This is a genomic window from Kitasatospora sp. A2-31, from assembly GCF_022288725.1.
GTDB lineage: Bacteria > Actinomycetota > Actinomycetes > Streptomycetales > Streptomycetaceae > Kitasatospora.
The window spans coordinates 80951-102367 of sequence record NZ_JAKNTA010000001.1 but is presented as its reverse complement, the minus strand read 5'-3'; the positions used below and the strand labels follow the sequence as shown (position 1 = coordinate 102367).

The following is a 21417-nucleotide window of genomic DNA, read 5'->3' as shown; positions in this document are numbered from 1 at the left end:
GGGACGATGCTCGCTCACACCGACCCATGCGCACACCGACCCGCTGGAGGGGACGCCTGGTGGAGACCGCGGTCAAGGCGACGGCCGAGCAGCAGACACCGCAGGAGCGCAGCGGGCCCGGACACGCCCGCACCGCGCCGTGGCACTGGGTCCTCACGATCGCCGGCACCGCCGCCGTGGTCGCCGCCGCATTCGCCGCCGATCCGGCCACCGGCACCCCGGCGCCCGCCCGCCCCACCGTCAAGGCGCTCCCGGCCGCCGCGGCCCCCGATCCGGCCGGGGCGGAACTGCCCCTGGACTGCGGCCCGTTCCCGGTGAAGATATCCGTCAGCTTCGCCGCCGACCTCGGCGACGGGCGGCCCGGCACCGTCGCCGCCGCGCACTGCGCGGCCGAGAACGGCACCCCGCCGGACGCCGTCTACCTGCTCGGCCCCGGCACCGCCGGCCGGCCCGTGGTGCTGGCCACCCTGGTCTCCGAGCGCGAGAACCTCACCGTCAGCCGGCTCGGCCTGCGCAGTGACGGCGTCATCACCGGCCACGCGCAGGGGTATTCCAGCGACGACGTGCCGCGGTTCAGCCCCGACATCTCACTGGACCTCACCTGGACGCGCAGGGGCGGCGGCTGGGACCGCTCCCAGACCGCCGCCCCGGTGACGCTCACCTGAGCCGCCCGCGGCGGGCGCCCGCCCGCCGTCGGCGCTCCGGCGCGCTCCCCGACAGGGGGCGCGCGGGCTACTCGGCGTCGGGCCCGTACACCTCGACCCGGTCCGTGACCCGGCGCACGTGGATGCAGTCGCCGGGGCACTCCTTCGCGGAGTCCACGACGTCCTGAAGCAGCGTCAGCGGCACCGGCGCGGTCTCGCCGGGCTGTTGGCGCAGCTCGTCGTCGGGCCCCTTCACGTAGGCCAGGCCGTCGATGTCCAGCTCGAAGACCTCGGGCGCGTACTGCACGCAGATGCCGTCACCGGTGCACAGGTCCTGGTCGATCCACACCTCGAGCGGCTCGCCCGCCGCCGCTTCCTCGGTCACCGACATGGTCCCCTGCCGTTTCTGTCCCGGGACGCCCCTTCCAGGGCGCAATCCCGCCATCCGTACAACGATCGGATCCGGCGACCCGGTTCCGATCGGATATCGACTCGCTCGACGATACATCTGGTCCGCATTGGCCGGTGCGCGGTGGGTATCCCCCTAGCAGAGGGGAAGCACGCGAGGGCGAAGATCGGACACGCCCGTTCCATCTTTCTTGATCTAGGGGTTTACGGACCCCTGGTCCCAGGTAGGGTCTGGAAGCGTCCAGCTCCCCGGAGGAGGTGAGGACCGTGGCAGCCCACGATGACGACTACAACCGCAGCACCGGCAGGCCCGCTCGTGGTTCCGACGAGGCCGCTCAGGTCTCGTACCTTGAGCAGGAAATCGCCGTTCTGCGCCGCAAGCTCGCCGACTCGCCGCGCAATTCGAGAATCCTCGAAGAGCGGATCGTCGAGCTCCAGACCAACCTGGCCGGCGTGACCGCCCAGAACGAACGGCTCGCCTCCACCCTGCGCGAGGCCCGCGACCAGATCGTGGCCCTCAAGGAGGAAGTGGACCGGCTGGCACAGCCCCCGGCCGGTTTCGGCACCTTCCTCAACCAGAACGAGGACGGCACCGCCGACATCTTCACCGGGGGGCGCAAGCTCCGCGTGAACGTCAGCCCCAACGTCGACCTCGACGAGCTGCGGCGCGGCCAGGAGGTGATGCTCAACGAGGCCCTCAACATCGTGGACGCGATGGCCTTCGAGCGCATCGGCGACATCGTCACCCTCAAGGAGGTCCTGGAGGACGGCGAGCGCGCCCTGGTCATCGGGCACACCGACGAGGAGCGGGTGGTCCGGCTCGCCGAACCGCTGCGCGAGGCCACCATCCGGGCGGGGGACGCCCTGCTGCTGGAGCCCCGCTCCGGCTACGTGTACGAGGTCGTGCCGAAGGCCGAGGTCGAGGAGCTGGTCCTCGAGGAGGTCCCGGACATCGACTACCGCCAGATCGGCGGCCTGAGCAACCAGATCGAACAGATCCGCGACGCGGTCGAGCTGCCCTACCTGCACGCCGACCTCTTCAAGGAGTTCGAGCTCCGCCCGCCCAAGGGCGTGCTGCTCTACGGCCCGCCCGGCTGCGGCAAGACGCTGATCGCCAAGGCGGTGGCCAACTCGCTGGCCAAGAAGGTCGCCGAGGTCACCGGCCGTCCCCAGGGCAAGAGCTACTTCCTCAACATCAAGGGCCCCGAGCTGCTCAACAAGTACGTGGGCGAGACCGAGCGGCAGATCCGCCTGGTCTTCCAGCGGGCCCGGGAGAAGGCCGGCGAGGGCACCCCCGTCATCGTCTTCTTCGACGAGATGGAGTCGCTCTTCCGCACCCGCGGGTCCGGCGTCAGCTCGGACGTGGAGAACACCATCGTCCCCCAGCTGCTCGCCGAGATCGACGGCGTGGAGGGCCTGGAGAACGTCATCGTGATCGGCGCCTCCAACCGCGAGGACATGATCGACCCGGCGATCCTGCGGCCCGGCCGCCTGGACGTCAAGATCAAGATCGAGCGCCCGGACGCCGAGGCCGCGAAGGACATCTTCTCCAAGTACCTCAAGGACACGCTGCCGTTCCACCCGGACGACCTCAAGGAGCACGACGGCTCCGTGGAGACCACGGTGGCGGCGATGATCCAGTCGGTCGTGGAGCGGATGTACTCCGAGACCGAGGAGAACCGCTTCCTGGAGGTCACCTACGCCAACGGTGACAAGGAGGTCCTGTACTTCAAGGACTTCAACTCCGGCGCGATGATCCAGAACATCGTCGACCGCGCCAAGAAGATGGCCATCAAGGACTTCCTCGACCACGGCCAGCGCGGTCTGCGCGTCTCCCACCTGCTCGCCGCCTGCGTGGACGAGTTCAAGGAGAACGAGGACCTGCCGAACACCACCAACCCGGACGACTGGGCCCGCATCTCCGGCAAGAAGGGCGAGCGGATCGTCTTCATCCGCACGCTGGTCACCGGGAAGCAGGGCGCCGAGTCCGGCCGCTCCATCGACACTGTCGCCAACACCGGGCAGTACCTGTAGCGACGCGCTGCGCACGCCGCAGCGCCCCGGGCCGGCAGCGGTCCCCGGAGCAGCACGCACCCGTCCGGCTGTGGCGCCTCGCGGCCCCGCAGCCGGACGGCGCGTCTCGGGGCCCGCGTGTCGGTGCCGCGTTCTAGGCTCGACCCACCGTTCGCGGGCAGACCGCCGGCGTCGGTGTTGTTCAGCGGTACGTCAGCGTGTTCCGTCCGCGGGGGCGGAGCACCGGGCAAGGAGGGCCGCATGACCGTACGGCGCGTGATGGGCATCGAGACCGAGTACGGGATCTCCGTGCCCGGGCACCCCAACGCCAACGCCATGCTCACCTCGTCCCAGATCGTCAACGCCTACGCGGCGGCGATGCACCGGGCTCGGCGGGCCCGCTGGGACTTCGAGGAGGAGAATCCGCTGCGCGACGCCCGGGGCTTCGACCTCGCGCGCGACGTCGCGGACGCCAGCCAGCTGACCGACGAGGACATCGGCCTCGCCAACGTCATCCTGACCAACGGCGCGCGGTTCTACGTCGACCACGCGCACCCCGAGTACAGCTCGCCCGAGGTGACCAACCCGCGCGACGCCGTGCTCTGGGACAAGGCCGGCGAGCGGATCATGGCGGCCGCCGCCCAGCGCGCCCTGGAACTGCCCAACGGGCAGACCATCCACCTCTACAAGAACAACACCGACAACAAGGGCGCCTCCTACGGCACCCACGAGAACTACCTGATGAAGCGGGCGACGCCGTTCGCCGACATCGTCCGCCACCTCACCCCGTTCTTCGTCTCGCGCCAGGTGGTCACCGGCGCCGGCCGGGTCGGCATCGGCCAGGACGGCTCCGCCAACGGCTTCCAGATCAGCCAGCGGGCCGACTACTTCGAGGTCGAGGTCGGCCTGGAGACCACCCTCAAGCGGCCGATCATCAACACCCGCGACGAGCCGCACGCCGACGCCGAGAAGTACCGCCGGCTGCACGTGATCATCGGTGACGCGAACCTCTCCGAGATCTCCACCTACCTGAAGCTGGGCACCACCTCGCTGGTCCTGTCGATGATCGAGGACGCCTTCATCGCCTCCGACCTCGCCGTCGAACAGCCGGTGCGCACCCTGCACCGGGTCTCCCACGACCCGACCCTGAAGCACCTGATCACGCTGCGTAACGGCCGCAAGCTCACCGCAGTCCAGCTGCAGCTGGAGTACTTCGAGCTGGCCCGCAAGTACGTCGAGGACCGCTTCGGCAACGACGCAGACGAGCAGACCGTCGACGTACTGGCCCGCTGGGAGGACGTCCTCGGCAGGCTGGAGCGCGACCCGATGTCGCTCTCCAGGCAGTTGGACTGGATCGCCAAGCGGGAGATCCTGGAGGGCTACCGCAGCCGGGACGCCCTGGAGTGGGACAACTCCCGGCTCCACCTGGTCGACCTCCAGTACAGCGACGTGCGGCCCGAGAAGGGCCTCTACAACCGCCTGGTGGCCCGCGGGCGGTTCGAGCGGCTGCTCACCGAGGAGGAGGTCGAGCGGGCCGTCACCAAGCCCCCGGAGGACACCCGGGCCTACTTCCGCGGGCGCTGCCTGGAGCAGTACGCCGATCACGTCGCCGCGGCCTCCTGGGACTCGGTGATCTTCGACCTGCCGGGCCGGGACTCGCTCCAGCGGGTGCCCACCCTGGAGCCGCTGCGCGGCACCCGCAACCACGTCAAGGAGCTGCTGGACCGCTGCCGCACGGCCGAGGACCTGCTCCGGGTGCTGTCCGGCGGGTAACTTTTCGATCACCATGGGTGAACGTCCGCCGAATGGGAATCATCCGGGGTGTCAGCGGGTGTTGGACAGGAAGCGCCACCGGCAAACCGGAAGCGGGTAGTCGCACCTTGTGTATAGGGTCGGTGCAGCAAGCAGCGACCAAACCGTGCCAGACCGATCGAGCGGGGTGAGGGAAATGGCGAGCAAGGACACCGGCGGCGGCCAGCAGCGGGCGAACCGCTCCTCCGAGGAGGTCGAGGAGCAGGCCGCGGAAGCGCAGAATTCCGACGACCTCAAGGAGCGCCAGGAAAAGCTGAGCGACGACGTCGACGCGGTTCTGGACGAAATCGACGAGGTGCTCGAGTCGAATGCCGAGGATTTCGTGCGGCAGTTTGTCCAGAAGGGCGGCGAGTAGCCCCGTCCCGGGCATTCGGGAATTCGCGGAGGAGACCGCCGGGAGCGGGCGGGCGGCAGGGGCCGTCCGCCCGCCCGGGTCCGGCCCCTACCCCGGTGGACGTTGATCGTCGGGCGGGTAGGGTGCGGGCAGAACGCGCTTCAAGCTACCTGGAAGGAATCGTGTGGAAGCCAACACTCGTGGCACCGGGCGTCTACCGGCTGCCTTCCTGACCCCGGGGTCCTCGTCGTTCCTCGACTTCCTCGCCGAGCACCAGCCGGAGCTCATCCCGGGCCGCCGCGGGCTGCCCGAGGGTGTCGTGGTCGAGGCCCCGCACGGGACGACGATCGTCTCCGCGGTGTTCGACGGCGGCGTGGTCCTCGCGGGTGACCGCCGCGCCACCATGGGCAACGTGATCGCCCAGCGTGACATCGAGAAGGTCTTCCCGGCGGACGAGTACAGCGCCGTCGGCATCGCCGGCACCGCCGGCCTCGCGGTCGAGATGGTGCGGCTGTTCCAGCTGGAACTGGAGCACTACGAGAAGATCGAGGGCACCGTGCTCTCCCTGGAGGGCAAGGCCAACCGCCTCACCACCATGATCCGGGGCAACCTCGGCATGGCGATGCAGGGCCTGGCGGTCGTCCCGCTCTTCGCCGGCTACGACCTGGACCAGGGGCGCGGCCGGATCTTCACCTACGACGTCACCGGCGGCCGCTCCGAGGAGCGCGGGTTCGCCGCCACCGGCTCGGGCTCGGTCTTCGCCCGCGGCTCGCTGAAGAAGCTCTACCGCGACGACCTGACGGCCCAGCAGGCCGCCACCCTGGTCGTCCAGGCGCTCTACGACGCGGCCGACGACGACTCCGCCACCGGCGGACCGGACCTCGCCCGCAAGATCTTCCCGATCGTCTCGCTGATCACCGAGGACGGCTTCCGCCGCCTCACCGAGGCCGAGGTCTCGGAGATCGCGGTCTCCATCACCGACCAGCGCCTCACCCACCCCAACGGCCCGCAGGCCCCGTTGCTCTAGCCACACCTCCCAAGGAAGGGACGACCGCCGGTGTCGACACCGTTCTACGTCTCGCCCCAGCAGGCCATGGCGGACCGCGCGGAGTACGCCCGCAAGGGCATCGCGCGCGGTCGCAGCGTGGTCGTGCTCACCTACGCCGACGGCATCGTCTTCGTCGCCGAGAACACCTCCCGGGCGCTCCACAAGGTCTCCGAGATCTACGACAAGATCGCCTTCGCGGCGGTCGGCCGGTACAACGAGTTCGAGAACCTGCGCATCGGCGGCGTCCGCTACGCCGACCTGCGCGGCTACTCCTACGACCGGGCCGACGTCACCGCCCGGGGCCTGGCCAACGTCTACGCCCAGACGCTCGGCACCATCTTCTCCTCGGTCGGCGAGAAGCCGTACGAGGTGGAGCTGATCGTGGCCGAGGTCGGCCGCACCCCCGACGAGGACCAGATCTACCGGCTCACGCCGGACGGCTCGGTCGTCGACGAGAAGAACCACGTCGTGGTGGGCGGCAACGCCGACTCGATCGGCAACTACCTGGGGCAGCGCCACCGCAGCGGCCTCTCCCTCACCGAGGCGGTCAAGGTCGCCGTGGACTCCCTCGCCCGGGACCCGAACGGCGGCACCCCGCGCACCCTCACCCCCGAACAGCTGGAGGTGGCGGTGCTGGACCGCCAGCGCTTCCAGCAGCGCAAGTTCAAGCGGATCCTGGGCGGCCAGCTCGCCCGGCTGCTCGACGGCGACCAGTCCGCCGAGACGGACGACGAGGAGAAGCCGGCGGCCGCAGGGCCGTCGGACTAGCAGTACCCGGCGAGTCCCGTACGGCGGCGGTCCGCCGGCGTACGGGACTCCGGTGCCCCTGCGGCGGCCGGCACGGCGTCGCGGAGGCGGTTTCGGACAGCTCCCATCTAGGAGGACGCCTCATGGACCGCCGGATCTTCGGGCTGGAGAACGAGTACGGCGTCACCTGCACGTTCCGCGGGCAGCGGCGGCTGTCGCCGGACGAGGTGGCACGGTACCTCTTCCGCCGTGTTGTCTCCTGGGGCCGCAGCAGCAACGTGTTCCTGCGCAACGGTGCCCGGCTCTACCTCGACGTCGGCTCCCACCCCGAGTACGCCACCCCCGAGTGCGACGACGTCGTCGAGCTGGTGACGCACGACAAGGCCGGCGAGCGCATCCTCGAAGGACTCCTGGTGGACGCCGAGCGGCGGCTGCACGAGGAGGGCATCGCGGGGGACGTCTACCTCTTCAAGAACAACACCGACTCGGCCGGCAACTCCTACGGCTGCCACGAGAACTACCTGGTGGCCCGGCACGGCGAGTTCTCCCGGCTGGCGGACGTCCTGATCCCGTTCCTGGTGACCAGGCAGCTGATCTGCGGCGCCGGCAAGGTGCTGCAGACCCCGCGCGGCGCGGTCTACTGCGTCAGCCAGCGCGCCGAGCACATCTGGGAGGGCGTGAGCTCGGCCACCACGCGCTCCCGTCCGATCATCAACACGCGCGATGAGCCGCACGCCGACGCCGAGCGCTACCGCCGGCTGCACGTCATCGTCGGCGACTCCAACATGTCGGAGACCACCACGCTGCTCAAGGTGGGCGCCACCGACCTGGTGCTGCGGCTGATCGAGGCCGGCGTGGTGATGCGCGACCTCACCCTGGAGAACCCGATCCGGGCGATCCGCGAGGTCAGCCACGACCTCACCGGCACCCACCAGGTCCGGCTCGCCAACGGCCGGGAGGCCAGCGCGCTGGACATCCAGGAGGAGTACTTCACCAAGGCGCTGGAGTTCGCCGACCGCAAGGGCATCAACACCGGGACCATCGCCCGGGTGCTGGACCTCTGGGGCCGCACCCTGGAGGCGGTCCGCACCGAGCGGCTCGACGGCGTGGCGGGCGAGATCGACTGGATCATGAAGTACAAGCTCATCGAGCGCTACCGCGAGAAGCACCAGATGAGCATGTCCAACCCGCGGATCGCCCAGATCGACCTCGCGTACCACGACATCCACCGCCGGCGCGGGCTGTTCTACCTGCTCCAGGGCAAGGGCCAGGCGCAGCGGGTGACCACGGACCTGAAGACCTTCGAGGCCAAGTCGATCCCGCCGCAGACCACCCGGGCCCGGCTGCGCGGGGACTTCATCCGCCGGGCGCAGGAGCAGCGCCGGGACTTCACGGTGGACTGGGTCCACCTGAAGCTGAACGACCAGGCCCAGCGGACGGTGCTCTGCAAGGACCCGTTCCGCTCGGTGGACGAGCGGGTGGAGAAGCTGATCGCCGGGATGTGATCCCCGCGGGGCGGTGATCCCAGCGGTCCCGTGATCTTCGTTGGCGCCGGGCCCCGGTGGTGTCTACCGGGGCCCGGCGCCGCCCGGGCATACGCTGTCGGTCGAGTCCGGAGAGCCGACTTCGACCGACAGTTAGGAACGCCGTGCGCCGCACCGCCGGTTTGCTTCTCACCCTGCCCCTGCTCCTGGCGGTCGCCTGCAGCAGCTCCACCAAGGCGACCAGCCCGGCGACACCCACTTCGCCCACCGCGGCCCCCACCGTGCCCTCACCGGTGTCCGAGGCCTCGCCGATGCCGACCGTGTCGGGCGGCGGGTTCGGGAGCAAGGCCACGATCACCATCCCCGACTCACCTCCGAGCGGGCAGTTCGTCGTCAACACCGTGAGCGAGGGCGACCGCTCCACGGTGAACAAGGGCGACTGGGTGACGGTGAACTACACCGCCAAGGACTGGACCACCGGCAAGGATCTGCCGAGCTCCTACGACGCCGGCGGCAAGCCCCAGCTCTATCAGGCGGGCAGCGGCCAGCTGGTGCCGGCGTTCGACCAGAGCGTGCTCGGCAAGAAGGTCGGCAGCCGGCTGCTGGTGGTCGCCCCGCCGGCGGCGGCCTTCGGCGAGCAGGGCAACACCCAGCTCGGCGTCGGCCCGGGGGACACCGTGGTGTTCGTGCTGGACATCATGGAGAGCCTGCCGCCGGACTCCACCCTCTCCGGGACGATGACGCAGCCGCCGCCGACCATGCCGCAGGTGAAGGACAACGGCAAGGCCGCCGTCACCATCACCATCCCGCCCGGCCAGCCCGCGCCGACCGAGCTCCAGCAGGCCGTGCTGATCAAGGGCGAGGGCAAGCAGGTGAAGGCCGGGCAGACCCTGGTCGTGCAGTACACCGGGGTGCTCTGGAGCAACGGCCAGCAGTTCGACTCGTCCTGGAGCCACGGCGGCGCGCAGGCGCTGCAGATCGGCACCGGCAGCGTGATCGAGGGCTGGGACAAGGGCCTGGTGGGCCAGACCGTCGGCAGCCGGGTGGAGCTGGTGGTGCCGCCGGCCCTCGGCTACAAGGACCAGGCGCAGGGCGCGGTGCCGGCCAACTCGACGCTGGTGTTCGTGATCGACATCCTCGAGGCGGTCTAGGACCCGGCGGTCCGGGCCCAGCGGTCCGGGACCCCGGCGCGGCCGGCGTCCCGGCCGCGCCTGGGTCTCCGCGCGGTCCGGGACCCGCAGGGTTGTGACCCGCGCGGTCTAGGAGCGGCGGGTGGGATTCCGTACGCTTGGGCGGGCGCTCGCACACGGAAGCGTCCGCCCTCATCCTGACCTGTCATACTGCCCTCGCACTGTGGTAGGCGTCGCCGGCGTCCGGGTCCCGGGCGGCAGTGCGACAGCACCCCGGCGCCCACCACGCCGGCCGTAGACCTCGAAGACCTCGTGGCGAGATGGATGGGGAGTCATGTCTGAGAATGCGTCGAGCCCGGGCGGGGCCGGCACCGCGAACGGGAACTCCTCCGGGGACCCGGCGGACTCGCGTCCCGGCGGCCCGCTGCCCGGCCACGGCGAGTCGATCGTCGTACCGCCGTCGATCCTGAAGCAGCAGGCCGGTTGGGCGCAGCCCGGCGAGAGCCGGCCGTCGGCGGGCGCGACGAAGACCGAGGACACCCCGCAGATCTTCGCGTCCAACGTGCGCCGCCAGGACACCTCGGAGGCCGGGTACGACGAGAACCCGCCCGGCGTCGGCAAGCTGGGTGTGATCCTCGGCACCGTGCTCACCCTGCTGCTGGTCGGCAGCGGAGTCACCCTGTACCTGGTGAACAAGGACGGCGGCTCGAAGTCCGACACCGCGGCCAAGCCCGACGCGGTGAAGACCGCGCCGGCCACGCCGTCCGCCGAGCCCGTTCCGCCGATCAAGGACAGCGCCAAGGTGCTGCCGACCATCACCGGCGAGTTCGGCAAGAAGGCCGGCATCGAGGTGCCCGGCGAGCAGGCCGACGGCAGCTTCGTGGTGAAGGTCCTCTCCGAGGGCACCGGCCCCAAGGTCGAGAAGAACTCCTGGGCCTCGGTGGACTACACCGCCAAGGACTGGACCACCGGCAAGGACATCCCCAGCTCGTACGACGAGAAGGGCAAGCCGCAGATCTTCCAGGCCGGCACCGACGCGCTGATCCCGGCGCTCGACCAGGCCGTGCTCGGCAAGAAGGCCGGCAGCCGGCTGCTCGTGGTGGCCCCGCCGGCCGCCGCGTTCGGCGCCCAGGGCAACCCGAGCATGTCGATCGGGGCCAAGGACAACCTGGTCTTCGTGATCGACATCCGCAACGCCAACGCGCCCGACGCCGTGGTCAGCGGCACCGTCACCCCGCCGCCCGCGGACTTCCCGCAGGTGAAGGACAACGGCAAGAAGCCGGCCGAGATCACCCCGGTGAAGGGCGCCGCCGAGCCGACCGAGCTCAAGAGCCACGTCCTGATCAAGGGCACCGGCCCCAAGGTCGAGAAGGGCGAGAAGGTCGTCGTCCAGTACACCGGCGCGCTCTTCAAGGACGGCAAGGTCTTCGACTCCTCGCTGAGCAAGGGCCAGGCGTTCTCCTTCCCGGTGGGCGGCGGCCAGGTCATCGCCGGCTGGGACCAGGGCCTGGAGGGCCAGACCGTCGGCAGCCGCGTCGAGCTGGTCATCCCCGCCGCGCTGGCGTACGGCGACAAGGGCCAGGGCGACATCCCGGCCAACTCCACCCTGGTGTTCGTGGTCGACATCCTGGATGCGGGTCAGGGCTGATCCACTTTCGAGGGACAATGGTGCGCGTGTGACCTTCGGGCTCGGCCGCGTGGCCTGAGTCCGGACGGGCGGCGGGCGCCCGTACCGTGGTCCGGGAACGGACCGGGTGCGGGCGCCCGCCGCTTGGTCATGGATGGAACCGAAACCGAGAAGAGGCAGTTGTGAGCAACAAGACGAAGCCGGAGATCGACTTCCCGGGCGGCGACGCCCCGACCGAGCTCCAGATCCGCGACATCGAGGTCGGCACCGGCGAGGAGGCCAAGCCGGGCCAGGTCGTCGAGGTGCACTACGTCGGTGTCACCTTCGAGACCGGCGAGGAGTTCGACGCCAGCTGGAACCGCAACAGCACCTTCAAGTTCCCGCTCGGCGCCGGCCGCGTCATCAAGGGCTGGGACCAGGGCGTCGTCGGCATGAAGGTCGGCGGCCGCCGCGAGCTGGTCATCCCGTCGCACCTGGCGTACGGCGCGCAGTCGCCGTCCCCGCTCATCCCGGCGCACTCGACGCTGATCTTCGTCGTCGACCTGATCGCCGTCTGACCCGGTCCCGACCGGTCGCGAGCGAGGGCCGCACCCCCCTGCCGGGGGTGCGGCCCCACGCGTTTGCGGACTCGGCTTTTGCAGTGCGTACCGCTACCGGTACGGTCGGTCCCGCCGGGTCGGACCACCCGGCGGGCGCACCCCGCGCGCGGCGCGGCACACCGGAAGGGTCAGCGATGGCGATCGCCAAGGCAGAGCGGCTGATGAATCTCGCCCTGTGCCTGATGAACACCAGACGACCGCTCTCCAAGAAGGAGCTGCGGGAGTCCATCGAGGCCTACCGCGAAGCCTGGCAGAGCAGCAGCGAGGACGCCTTCAACCGGATGTTCGAGCGGGACAAGGACGACCTGCGCGAGCTCGGCCTGGTCATCGACGTCGACGAGAACGCCCTGGACGGCGAGCTCGGCTATCTCGCCCGCGCGGACCGCAACCGGCTGCCCGAGATCGCCCTGGACGCCGAGGAGGCCGCCGCGCTCACCCTGGCGGCCCGGGTCTGGCAGCAGGCCAAGATGTCCGGCGCGGCCAGCGGCGCCCTGCAGAAGCTGCGCGCCGCCGGCGTGCCGTTCACCGAGACCGAGGGCCGCACCGCCCTGGAGCCGCGCATCCCCGCCCGCGAGGCCGCGTTCGAGCCGCTGCTCACCGCCGCCCGCGACCGCCGCCCGGTCACCTTCGAGTACCGCAAGGCCGGGGCCGCCGCCGTGGAGCAGCGTTCCGTCGAGCCCTGGGCGCTGGAGTGCTGGCGCGGTCACTGGTACCTGGCCGGCTGGGACCGCGACCGGGGCGACGCCCGCGTCTTCCGGCTCAGCCGGATCACCGGGAAGGTCCGCGCCCGCTCCGGCGCCTTCCTCGGCACCGTCCCCGAGCACGTCGACGTCCGCGCCACCGTGGCCAAGTTCGCCGGCGAGGGCGCCACCGCCACCGCCGCGGTACGGGTCCGCCGGGACGCCGGCTTCCCGCTGCGCACCAAGGCGCTGAGCTCCCGGCGGGTGGACGAGACCTGGGACGAGCTGGAGATCCCCTACGGAAACGGCCTCGGCGCCGACCTCGCCGAGTTCGGCCCGGACGTGCTGGTGCTCGGCCCGGAGGAGCTGCGCGCCGACGTGATCGAGCGGCTGCGCGCGGTCGCCGGCGTGGCGGCGGCGGAAGGGTCCGCCACGGCGGGAGGGCCCGCCACGGCCGACGGGGTCGCTGCGGTTGACGGTGTCGAAGGAGTACGGGCATGAGCAACGCGATCGACCAGACCCGGCGGATGCTGTCGCTGGTCACCTACCTGCGTGAGCGCCCCGGCGCCGAGGTGGCCGAGGTGGCCCGCGCCTTCGGCATCACCGAGCGCGAGCTGATCGCCGATCTCAACGTGCTGCCGATGTGCGGCACCAGCTTCCGCGGCGGCGACCTGCTCGACATCGACACCGACGGCGAGCGGATCTGGTGGCACAACGTCGACGACGTCGCCCAGCCGCTGCGGCTGGCCGCCGACGAGGCGACCGCGCTGCTGGTGGCCGCCCGCGCGGTGGCCGGCCTGCCCGGCCTGCGCGCCGGCGACCGCGAGGCGCTCACCCGCGCCGTCGCCAAGATCGAGAACGCGGCCGGGGACAGTGCCGAGGGCAGCGCCCGGGTCGGCGTCACCTTCGAGGCCGAGAGCCACGTCTTCGCCGACATCGACCGTGCGCTCAGCGAGGGCCGCCGGCTCTGGCTGCGCTACTACTCGCACGGCCGTGGCGGCATGACCGAGCGCGAGGTGGACCCGATCCGGCTGCTCACCGAGGGGCACACCTACCTGGAGGCCTGGTGCCGGACCTCCGAGGACCACCGGATGTTCCGGCTCGACCGGGTCGCCGAGATCAGGGTCCTGGACGTCCCCTCCGACCCGCCGAAGCGCGAGCCGCGCGACCTCTCCGGCGGGCTGGTCAACCCGTCCGCCGACGACCCCGAGGTGGTCGTCGAGGTCACCTCCGGCGGGCGCTGGGTCGCCGAGTACTACACGCACGACCGCGCCGAGGAACTGCCCGACGGCGGCCTGCGGATCACCCTGCGCAGCGCCGATCCCTCCCAGCTGCGCCCGCTGGCCCTGCGGCTGGGCCGGGACGGGCGGATCGTCTCGCCGCCGGAGCTCGCGCAGCAGGCGCGCGCGGCGGCGCAGGAGGCACTGGCGGCCTACGGCGAGCCGCCGGCCGCCGCGGCCGGGCTGGTCTGAGCTCCGTGGAGCCGGGGACCAGGTTCAAGGTGTACTGCTCCGAGTGCCGGGAGAAGGTCGAGCTGCCCGCGGAGGAGTTCCGCCTCACGCTCGGCCGCACTCCCGCGCAGGCGCACTACAGCTTCGGCTGCCCGCTCTGCGGGGCCTCGGTGCGCAAGCCGGCGGGGGAGAAGATCGTCACGGCGCTGACCCGGGCCGGAGTGCGGACGATGCGGCTGGTGCCGGCCGAGGGCTGACGCCCGCCGCGGGGCAGTGGCGGCGGAGCCCGGCTCGATAGGGTGTGGGCATGTCCTGGATGCTCGTCGCCGCCGTCCTGCTCGTCACCGCCGGCCTGATGGTCCTCGGCGTCCTCGCGATCCGGCTCTGGCTGGACGTGCGGGCGCTGGCGAAGGGGGTGGACACCGCCTCGCGCGCGCTGGCCGAGGCGGCCGGCGACCTCGCCGCGGCGGTGCCGCAGCGCTGACCGGCCCATCGGCCCCGCCTGCCGGTCCGGCCCGCCGGCCCCGCCCGGCGTGGCGCCCGGCACATCGGGCGGTCGGGGGTGCCGGGGGCTGCTGCCGGCGGCGTCGGGCGCGTTACGCTCTCAGTCGGCCCTGCACCTTGCGACCGGGGCCGCTGTCCTGTTCGGGCGGCCGTCGTCAGGGCGTTACCCGCCGCGGTTACCATCCCCGCAGCGGGCGGCCCGCCGGTGCCGCCGTGACTGAAGGTGGTCGAGTATGCGGGTCTCGGGGACCGCGATCCTGGTGATCGTGGTGTTTGCCATTGTGCTCTTCGGCGCGAAGCGACTGCCCGAGCTGGCGCGCTCGCTCGGCCAGTCGATGCGGATCCTCAAGAGCGAGGCCAAGGCGATGAAGTCCGACGGCGACGCCGAACCGGCCGCGCCGGCCCGGAGCGCTCCCGCGGTCACGGAGGCCGCGCCGGCGAAGACCATCCAGGCCGCGCCGGGGGCGTCCGCGACCGCCCGGCCGGTGAACGAGCAGGCCGCCGGGGACGCCGGCCGACCGCAGTGAGCGGTGCCCGCCGTACCCGGGAACGGGTGCCGCACGCGACCACGGAGGCCCGTCGACCGGCGGGCCTCGACGCACGAGTTGAGGACCGGGGTTGAGCAAGCTCTCGAAGGCGCCGAAGGCGCCCAAGGATCCTGAGGGGCGGATGGCCCTCGCCGACCACCTGCGGGAACTGCGGAACCGCGTGGTCAAGTCGGTCCTGGTGATCGTGGTGTTCACGATCGTCGCGCTGATCTTCCACAAGCAGATCGAGTCGCTGCTGCTGAAGCCGATTCCGCAGTGCGACCCGGCCGACCCCACGAAGTACGAGGGCCGCTGCGCGCAGGTCTCCACCGTCGGCCTCACCGCCGGTTTCAACTGGATGCTCAAGGTCGCGCTGACGGCCGGCGTGGTCGCCGCCGTGCCGGTCTGGCTCTACCAGCTCTGGGCCTTCGTGGCGCCCGGTCTGCACAGGCACGAGCGCAAGTACACGCTGATCTTCATGGCCTGCGGCGCGCCGCTGTTCCTGGCCGGCGTGGGCTGTGCGTTCCTGGTGATGCCGACCACGGTCGAGGTGCTGATCTCGTTCAGCCCGACCGCCACGACCCCGATCCTGCCGCCCGACGACTACTTCGACATCGCCACCCGGATGGTGCTGGTCTTCGGCCTCGCCTTCGAGTTCCCGCTGCTGCTGGTGATGCTGAACATCGTCGGCATCGTCACCGGGAAGCGGCTGCTCGGCTGGTGGCGCGGCATGGTGATGGCCATCACCGTGTTCGCGGCCTTCGCGACGCCGAGCGCCGACCCGGTCAGCATGCTGGTGCTGGCGGCGCCGATCTGGGCGCTGTACTTCATCGCCGTGGGCATCGCGCTGTTCAACGACAGGCGCAGGGCCCGCCGCAACCCCGATCTCGCGCTGGACGACGAGGAGGCCTCGCACCTGGACCTCTCGGTGCAGCCGGTGAGCGGGCCCGAGGCCGTGGAGGCGTCGTCCGCCCCGGTGGCGAGCGCACCGGTCCCGGCCGCGCGGCACGAGCAGATGGACGACATCACCTGAGCCGCCGTCCGAGAAGCTGAAGCTGAAGCTGAAGCTGAAGCGTCCTGAGGCCCCGGCCCGCCGCACCCCGGTGGGCCGGGGCTTCTGCACGGGTGGGGCCGGCCGCACCCGCCGCGCGCCGGTCCGGCGGGGCGGTCTTGGCAGCCGAGATGGCATGTGACATATTACTGTCGTGTCCAAGCCTCAGAGACCTTCCCTGGATGTCGTCGTGGTCGGCGCCGGAGTGGTCGGTGCCGCCTGCGCCTACTACGCCGCCCGCGCCGGGCTCGCCGTCGCCGTGGTCGACCGCGGACCGGTGGCCGGCGGCACCACCGGCGCCGGCGAGGGCAACCTGCTGGTCTCCGACAAGGAGCCCGGCCCCGAGCTCGACCTCGCGCTGCTCTCCACCCGGCTCTGGCGGGACCTCGCCGAGGAGCTCGGTGAGGCGATGGAGTACGAGCCCAAGGGCGGCCTCGTCGTGGCCGCCACGCCCGCCCGGCAGGACGCGCTGCGCGCCTTCGCCGCCGAACAGGCCGAGGTCGGGGTCGCCGCCGAGGAGATCCCCGGCGAGCGGCTGCACGAGCTGGAGCCGCACCTCGCCCCCGGGCTGGCCGGCGGCTTCCACTACCCGCAGGACGCCCAGGTCCAGCCCGCGCTGGCCGCCGCCCACCTGCTCCGGGCCGCGCGTCGGGCCGGCGCCGAGCTCCACACCGGCGAGACCGTTCGCGAGCTGGTGACGGGCCCGGACGGCGCCGTGCGGGGCGTGGTGACCGACCGGCTGCGGCTGGCCGCGCCGGCCGTGGTCAACGCGGCCGGCACCTGGGGCGGCGAGCTGGCCGCGCTGGCCGGGGTGCACCTGCCGGTGCTGCCGCGGCGCGGATTCGTCCTGGTCACCGAGCCGCTGCCGCGGATCGTCCGGCGCAAGGTCTACGCCGCCGACTACGTCGCGGACGTGGCCAGCGGCTCGGCCGCGCTGCAGACCTCGGCGGTGGTGGAGGGGACGCCCGGCGGTCCGGTGCTGATCGGCGCCAGCCGGGAGCGCGTCGGGTTCGACCGGACGATGTCGGTGGAGGTGCTGCACCGGCTGGCCGCCCAGGCGGCGGCACTGTTCCCGGTGCTCGCCGAGGTCTCCGTGCTGCGCGCCTACCGGGGCTTCCGGCCCTACCTGCCGGACCACCTGCCCGCGATCGGCGCGGACCCGCGGGTGCCCGGGCTGTACCACGCCTGCGGCCACGAGGGCGCGGGCATCGGGCTCGCCCCGGCGACGGGGCTGCTGATCACCGACCAGCTCACCGGCAAGCAGCCAGAGCTGGACCTCGCCCCCTTCCGGGCCGACCGCTTCCCGGCGGCGGCCCCGGCCTGAGCCCTGCGACGTGCGGGAACCCGCTGGGAGGTGCAGACCCTCGGGATGACCGGGCTCGGGCGGAGCGGCCCCGGTCGGGGGCCGGCGCGGCGGGGGCGGCGCGGCGGGGGCGGCCGGAACGATCGAACAGTGGACCCATCGGAATGGAGAACGCGCGGATGAACCCGCCCAATCGGCGCCGGACCCCGGCCGCCCTGGTCGGGGCGGAGCCCGGCCCCGCCCACACCATCGAGTTCGACGGCCGGCCCGTCCCCGCGCTGCCCGGGCAGACCATCGCCGCCGCGCTCTGGGCCGACGGCGTGCTCGCCTGGCGCACCACCCGGGTCGGCGGCAAGCCGCGCGGCGCGTTCTGCGGCATCGGCGTCTGCTTCGACTGCCTGGCCACCGTCGACGGGCGCCCCAACCAGCGCACCTGCCTGCTGCCGGCCGAGCCCGGCACCACCGTCACCACCCAGGAGGGCAACGGCCGTGCCGACCTCGCCGTCTGACGCCCCCCGCCCCGGGGGCCCCGGGTACGACCTCGCCGTGATCGGCGCCGGCCCGGCCGGCCTGGCCGCGGCCGTGACCGCCGCCGACCTCGGCCTGCGCTGCGCCCTGCTCGACGCGGGCGCGCGCACCGGTGGCCAGTTCTACCGCCACCCCGCGCCCGGCCTCGGCGCCGCCCGCCCGGAGCGGCTGCACCACGGGTGGTCCGCCTACACCGGCCTCGCCGACCGGCTCACCGCGCACCGCGCGGCCGGCCGGGTCGACCTGCTCGGCGACCACCAGGTCTGGGCGCTGGAGCGGGAGGGCGACACCGCGTGGGCCGTGCACGCCACCCTGGGACCCGGCGCCGACGACCGGGCGACCGTCCGGGCCGGCGCCGTGCTGCTCGCCACCGGCGCGTACGAGCGTCAGCTGCCGTTCCCCGGCTGGACGCTGCCCGGGGTGGTCACCGCCGGCGGAGCCCAGGCCATGCTCAAGTCCGGGCTGGTCCTGCCCGGCCGCCGGATCGTGGTGGCCGGCAGCGGTCCGCTGCTGCTCGCGGCGGCCTCCTCGCTGGTCACCGCCGGGGCCGAGGTGCCCGCCGTGGTCGAGGCCACCGACTACCTCGGCTACGCCCGGCGCCCGCACGTGCTGGCCGCCGTCCCGGCCAAACTCACCGAGGGCCTCGTGCACGGCACCGCGTTCCTGCGCCACCGCGTCCGGCTGCGCCGCCGCGCCGCGGTCATCGAGGCCCACGGGACCGAACGGGTCACCGCGGTCACCATCGCCAAGCTGGACGCCCGGTGGCGGCCGGTGCCCGGCACCGAGAAGCGGATCGAATGCGACGCGCTCGCGGTCGGCCACGGCCTGCTGCCCCAGATCGAGCTCGCCACCGAGGCCGGCGCCGAGACGGTGGCGGGCCCCGACGGCGCGGTCGCGCTGAAGGTGGACGCCGGGCTGCGCACCACCGTCCCCGGGCTCTGGGCGGCCGGCGAGACCTGCGGGGTCGGCGGCGCCGACCTGGCGATCGCCGAGGGCGAGCTGGCCGCACACGCCGTGGCCGGTGCCGCTCCGCGCGGCTCGGTGCGCCGGCGCCGTGCCCGGCTGCGCGCCTTCGCCGACCTGATGGCGGCCGCCCACCGGCCCGGCCCCGGCTGGACCGGCTGGCTGCGGCCGGACACCGACGTCTGCCGCTGCGAGGAGGTCCCCGCCGCCGCGATCACCGAGGCGGTCGAGGAGCTCGGCGCGGGCGACGCGCGGACGGTCAAGCTGCTCACCCGGGCCGGGATGGGCTGGTGCCAGGGCCGGATGTGCGGCCCGGCGGTGGCCTGCCTCTCCGGCGCCCCGGGGGAGCCCCGGGCGGACAGCCGTCCCCTGTCCTGCCCGGTGCCGCTGGCGCAGCTGGCGGCGGGAGCCGCCGGGCCGGCCGGCGACGGCGCGTGAGCCCGGAGCGGCCGTGAGCCCGCGGTCCCGAAGCCGCGCGGCGGGGACTCTTGTCTCCGCTCGCGCGGTCTAATAAAATGTCACACCTCACCAAGGAGTCACCTGTGTCCCACACCCCGCACGACACCACCCGGCCCTGGCGCGGCATCATGGTCGCCACCACGATCCCGCTGCGCGACGACCTCTCCGTCGACTACGACGCCTACGCCGAGCACGTCCGCTGGCTGATCGACTCGGGCTGCGACGGCGTCGTCCCGAACGGCTCGCTGGGCGAGTACCAGACCCTCACCGCCGAGGAGCGGGCCCGGATCGTCGAGGTCGCGGTCGAGGCCGCGGGCGACGGCTCGCGCGTCATGCCCGGCGTCGCCGCCTACGGCAGCGCCGAGTCCCGCCGCTGGGCCGAGCAGGCCGCGGAGGCCGGCGCCGGCTCCGTCCTGCTGCTGCCGCCGAACGCCTACCGCGCCGACCACGACGCCGTCCGCGCCCACTACGCCGAGGTGGCCAAGGCCGGCGTGCCGATCGTCGCCTACAACAACCCGATCGACACCAAGGTCGACCTCGTCCCCGCGCTGCTCGCCCAGCTGCACGGCGAGGGCTCGATCGTCGCGGTCAAGGAGTTCAGCGGCGACGTCCGCCGGGCCTACGAGATCGCCGAGCTGGCCCCCGGCCTGGACTTGCTGATCGGCGCCGACGACGTGCTGCTGGAGCTGGCGCTGGCCGGCGCGGTCGGCTGGATCGCCGGCTACCCGAACGCGCTGCCGGAGGCGAGCGTCGCCCTCTACCGCGCCGCCGTCGCGCACGAGCTGGAGACGGCGCTGCCGCTCTACAAGGCGCTGCACTCGCTGCTGCGCTGGGACTCCAAGACCGAGTTCGTCCAGGCGATCAAGCTCTCCATGGACATCGCCGGGCGCCGCGGCGGTCCGACCCGGGCGCCGCGCCTGCCGCTCACCCCGGAGATCGAGGCAGCCGTCCGTGCCGCCACCGAGAAGGCGCTCGCCGAGGGTCTCGCGTAGTCCGACCCGACGCCACCGAGGTAAGGCCGGCTGCGGGGGCAGCCGGCCCGGCCCACCACCCACCCCACCCCGATGGGAGCAGTAGCCGCATGCGCAGCCGCCATGTGTTCCATGCCGTCGACTCGCACACCGAGGGCATGCCGACCCGGGTCGTGACCGGCGGGTTCGGAGTCATCCCGGGCGCCACCATGGCCGAGCGCCGGGTGCACTTCCAGCAGCACCTGGACCACTTCCGCACCCTGCTGATGTACGAGCCGCGCGGCCACGCGGCGATGAGCGGCGCGATCCTCCAGCCGCCGACCCGCCCGGACGCCGACTTCGGCGTGCTCTACATCGAGGTGTCCGGCCTGCTGCCCATGTGCGGCCACGGCACGATCGGCGTCGCCACCGTGCTGGTCGAGACCGGCATGGTGCCGGTGGTCGAGCCGGTCACCACCGTCCGGCTGGACACGCCCGCCGGCCTGGTGGTCGCGGACGTCCGGGTCGAGAACGGCGCCGCCACCGCGGTGACCATCCGCAACGTGCCGTCGTACTCGGTCTCGCTGGAGAACAAGATCGAGGTCCCCGGCTACGGCACGATCGGCTACGACCTCGCCTACGGCGGCAACTTCTACGCCATCCTGCCGCTCGCCGAGTTCGGCCTGCCCTTCGAGCGCGAGCGCAAGCAGGAGATCCTCGACGCCGGCCTGGCCCTGATGGACGCCATCAACGCCGGCCCGGACCGGCCGGTGCACCCGGAGAACCCCTCCATCCACAGCTGCCACCACGTCCAGCTGCTCGCCCCCGGCTCCACCGCCGAGCACTCCCGGCACGCGATGGCCATCCACCCCGGCTGGTTCGACCGCTCGCCCTGCGGCACCGGCACGTCGGCCCGGATGGCCCAGCTGCACGCGCGCGGCGAGCTCCCGGTCGGGCAGGACTTCCGCAACGACTCCTTCATCGGGACCACCTTCATCGGCCGCCTGGTCGAGGAGACCGAGGTCGCCGGCCGGCCGGCCGTCGTCCCCACCGTCACCGGACGGGCGTGGATCACCGGCACCGCCCAGTACTTCCTCGACCCGAGCGACCCGTTCCCGGCCGGCTTCCTGCTCTGACACCCACCACCCCCGTTCG

General features: G+C 72.5%; 21 protein-coding genes and 1 pseudogene. 21 read left to right on the top strand and 1 reads right to left on the bottom strand.

Translation table 11 applies throughout. The features are described from left to right. Window positions 1–26: 26 nt before the first annotated feature. Window positions 27–665: a hypothetical protein gene (locus MCM47_RS00465; protein WP_238739921.1), complete on the top strand. Its 639-nt coding sequence runs from the start codon at window positions 27–29 to the stop codon at window positions 663–665. Window positions 666–732: 67 nt separating this feature from the next. Here MCM47_RS00465 and MCM47_RS00460 read toward each other — a convergent pair whose 3' ends face one another. Continuing rightward, window positions 733–1035, bottom strand: coding sequence for a ferredoxin (locus tag MCM47_RS00460; protein WP_238739920.1), 303 nt, complete (start codon window positions 1033–1035; stop codon window positions 733–735). 284 nt (window positions 1036–1319) lie between these two features. On the opposite strand from MCM47_RS00460, the gene arc reads away from it, so the two are divergent. The 20 genes and pseudogenes from arc (at window position 1320) to MCM47_RS00360 (ending at window position 21398) form a co-directional block, all read left to right on the top strand. Then, on the top strand, window positions 1320–3086 hold the full coding sequence (gene arc, locus MCM47_RS00455) for a proteasome ATPase (RefSeq protein WP_238739919.1): 1767 nt from the start codon (window positions 1320–1322) through the stop codon (window positions 3084–3086). Window positions 3087–3326: 240 nt separating this feature from the next. Next, window positions 3327–4838, top strand: coding sequence for a depupylase/deamidase Dop (gene dop / locus MCM47_RS00450; protein ID WP_238739918.1), 1512 nt, complete (start codon window positions 3327–3329; stop codon window positions 4836–4838). A gap of 175 nt (window positions 4839–5013) precedes the next feature. Further along, window positions 5014–5232, top strand: coding sequence for a ubiquitin-like protein Pup (locus tag MCM47_RS00445; RefSeq protein WP_238739917.1), 219 nt, complete (start codon window positions 5014–5016; stop codon window positions 5230–5232). Between the two features lie 163 nt (window positions 5233–5395). Further along, window positions 5396–6238, top strand: coding sequence for a proteasome subunit beta (prcB, locus tag MCM47_RS00440; RefSeq protein ID WP_238739916.1), 843 nt, complete (start codon window positions 5396–5398; stop codon window positions 6236–6238). A 30-nt stretch (window positions 6239–6268) separates the two neighbouring features. Then, window positions 6269–7027: a proteasome subunit alpha gene (gene prcA, locus MCM47_RS00435; RefSeq protein WP_238739915.1), complete on the top strand. Its 759-nt coding sequence runs from the start codon at window positions 6269–6271 to the stop codon at window positions 7025–7027. 122 nt (window positions 7028–7149) lie between these two features. Then, window positions 7150–8511 carry a Pup--protein ligase gene (gene pafA / locus MCM47_RS00430; protein WP_238739914.1) on the top strand — a complete coding sequence of 454 codons (1362 nt, stop codon included), beginning with the start codon at window positions 7150–7152 and terminating at the stop codon, window positions 8509–8511. Window positions 8512–8654: 143 nt separating this feature from the next. Further along, window positions 8655–9641 carry an FKBP-type peptidyl-prolyl cis-trans isomerase gene (locus tag MCM47_RS00425; protein WP_238739913.1) on the top strand — a complete coding sequence of 329 codons (987 nt, stop codon included), beginning with the start codon at window positions 8655–8657 and terminating at the stop codon, window positions 9639–9641. A gap of 313 nt (window positions 9642–9954) precedes the next feature. Then, the gene (locus MCM47_RS00420) at window positions 9955–11268 is read left to right on the top strand and encodes an FKBP-type peptidyl-prolyl cis-trans isomerase (RefSeq protein ID WP_238739912.1); all 1314 of its coding nucleotides are present in this window, start codon (window positions 9955–9957) and stop codon (window positions 11266–11268) included. Window positions 11269–11429: 161 nt separating this feature from the next. Next, window positions 11430–11804: an FKBP-type peptidyl-prolyl cis-trans isomerase gene (locus MCM47_RS00415; protein WP_238739911.1), complete on the top strand. Its 375-nt coding sequence runs from the start codon at window positions 11430–11432 to the stop codon at window positions 11802–11804. Window positions 11805–11980: 176 nt separating this feature from the next. After that, window positions 11981–12931, top strand: a pseudogene (locus tag MCM47_RS00410) (helix-turn-helix transcriptional regulator); the annotation flags it as partial. 92 nt (window positions 12932–13023) lie between these two features. After that, complete coding sequence (locus tag MCM47_RS00405) at window positions 13024–13998, top strand: YafY family protein (protein ID WP_238739910.1); 975 nt, start codon at window positions 13024–13026, stop codon at window positions 13996–13998. Between the two features lie 5 nt (window positions 13999–14003). Then, complete coding sequence (locus MCM47_RS00400) at window positions 14004–14234, top strand: hypothetical protein (protein WP_238739909.1); 231 nt, start codon at window positions 14004–14006, stop codon at window positions 14232–14234. A 50-nt stretch (window positions 14235–14284) separates the two neighbouring features. Continuing rightward, window positions 14285–14461, top strand: a complete 177-nt coding sequence (locus MCM47_RS00395; protein WP_238739908.1) for a hypothetical protein — start codon at window positions 14285–14287, stop codon at window positions 14459–14461. Window positions 14462–14714: 253 nt separating this feature from the next. Further along, on the top strand, window positions 14715–15008 hold the full coding sequence (tatA, locus tag MCM47_RS00390; RefSeq protein ID WP_238739907.1) for a Sec-independent protein translocase subunit TatA: 294 nt from the start codon (window positions 14715–14717) through the stop codon (window positions 15006–15008). 142 nt (window positions 15009–15150) lie between these two features. Then, entirely contained in the window at window positions 15151–16041 is an 891-nt protein-coding gene (gene tatC / locus MCM47_RS00385; protein WP_238741407.1) for a twin-arginine translocase subunit TatC, read from the top strand. Window positions 16042–16213: 172 nt separating this feature from the next. Then, on the top strand, window positions 16214–17383 hold the full coding sequence (locus MCM47_RS00380) for an FAD-binding oxidoreductase (RefSeq protein WP_238739906.1): 1170 nt from the start codon (window positions 16214–16216) through the stop codon (window positions 17381–17383). Between the two features lie 158 nt (window positions 17384–17541). Then, window positions 17542–17871, top strand: a complete 330-nt coding sequence (locus MCM47_RS00375; protein ID WP_238739905.1) for a (2Fe-2S)-binding protein — start codon at window positions 17542–17544, stop codon at window positions 17869–17871. Continuing rightward, a complete protein-coding gene (locus MCM47_RS00370; protein WP_238739904.1) occupies window positions 17852–19291 on the top strand; it encodes an NAD(P)/FAD-dependent oxidoreductase in 1440 nt (479 codons plus the stop codon). Before MCM47_RS00375 ends, MCM47_RS00370 begins: the two co-directional genes overlap by 20 nt. Window positions 19292–19440: 149 nt before the next feature. Next, complete coding sequence (locus MCM47_RS00365; protein ID WP_255751613.1) at window positions 19441–20304, top strand: dihydrodipicolinate synthase family protein; 864 nt, start codon at window positions 19441–19443, stop codon at window positions 20302–20304. Between the two features lie 89 nt (window positions 20305–20393). Beyond that, window positions 20394–21398 carry a proline racemase family protein gene (locus MCM47_RS00360; RefSeq protein ID WP_238739902.1) on the top strand — a complete coding sequence of 335 codons (1005 nt, stop codon included), beginning with the start codon at window positions 20394–20396 and terminating at the stop codon, window positions 21396–21398. Window positions 21399–21417: the final 19 nt, after the last annotated feature.

Bases quoted from the DNA above. Each gene is read 5' to 3' on its own strand.
- MCM47_RS00395 (WP_238739908.1), top strand. From the start codon at position 14,285: ATGTCCTGGATGCTCGTCGCCGCCGTCCTGCTCGTCACCGCCGGCCTG.
- MCM47_RS00375 (WP_238739905.1), top strand. From the start codon at position 17,542: ATGAACCCGCCCAATCGGCGCCGGACCCCGGCCGCCCTGGTCGGGGCG.
- MCM47_RS00465 (WP_238739921.1), top strand. From the start codon at position 27: ATGCGCACACCGACCCGCTGGAGGGGACGCCTGGTGGAGACCGCGGTC.
- MCM47_RS00420 (WP_238739912.1), top strand. From the start codon at position 9,955: ATGTCTGAGAATGCGTCGAGCCCGGGCGGGGCCGGCACCGCGAACGGG.
- MCM47_RS00405 (WP_238739910.1), top strand. From the start codon at position 13,024: ATGAGCAACGCGATCGACCAGACCCGGCGGATGCTGTCGCTGGTCACC.
- MCM47_RS00360 (WP_238739902.1), top strand. From the start codon at position 20,394: ATGCGCAGCCGCCATGTGTTCCATGCCGTCGACTCGCACACCGAGGGC.
- MCM47_RS00445 (WP_238739917.1), top strand. From the start codon at position 5,014: ATGGCGAGCAAGGACACCGGCGGCGGCCAGCAGCGGGCGAACCGCTCC.
- MCM47_RS00460 (WP_238739920.1), bottom strand. From the start codon at position 1,035: ATGTCGGTGACCGAGGAAGCGGCGGCGGGCGAGCCGCTCGAGGTGTGG.
- tatC (WP_238741407.1), top strand. From the start codon at position 15,151: ATGGCCCTCGCCGACCACCTGCGGGAACTGCGGAACCGCGTGGTCAAG.
- MCM47_RS00365 (WP_255751613.1), top strand. From the start codon at position 19,441: ATGGTCGCCACCACGATCCCGCTGCGCGACGACCTCTCCGTCGACTAC.
- pafA (WP_238739914.1), top strand. From the start codon at position 7,150: ATGGACCGCCGGATCTTCGGGCTGGAGAACGAGTACGGCGTCACCTGC.
- dop (WP_238739918.1), top strand. From the start codon at position 3,327: ATGACCGTACGGCGCGTGATGGGCATCGAGACCGAGTACGGGATCTCC.
- tatA (WP_238739907.1), top strand. From the start codon at position 14,715: ATGCGGGTCTCGGGGACCGCGATCCTGGTGATCGTGGTGTTTGCCATT.